The 230-nt window shown below is 70.0% G+C and carries 1 protein-coding gene; it reads left to right on the top strand.

All coding sequences use genetic code 11. The annotated features are described in order from the left end of the window. Window positions 1–230 (top strand): energy transducer TonB (locus SB765_RS34465; protein WP_410933137.1); only part of this gene is annotated, 230 nt, incomplete at both ends.

The raw sequence follows: 230 nt of genomic DNA, 5'->3' as shown, positions 1-230 counted from the left end.
CGCTTCGGCCAACGCCGCGTACCTGAAAAACCCGGCGCCGGAGTATCCGCAGATGGTCCAGCGGCGGGGTTGGGAAGGCACCGTGCTGCTGCGGGTAGAGGTGCTGCCCAGCGGTAAACCCGGGCAGATCCAGGTCCAGAAGAGCAGCGGCCGTGATGCCCTCGACGCCGCCGCGCTGGCCGCGGTGAAACGCTGGAGCTTCGTGCCCGCCAAGCAGGGCGACGTGGCCC

The organism is Pseudomonas sp. SIMBA_067 (assembly GCF_046534675.1).
Classification (GTDB): domain Bacteria; phylum Pseudomonadota; class Gammaproteobacteria; order Pseudomonadales; family Pseudomonadaceae; genus Aquipseudomonas; species Aquipseudomonas putida.
This window is presented reverse-complemented; position numbering and strand designations above follow the sequence as displayed.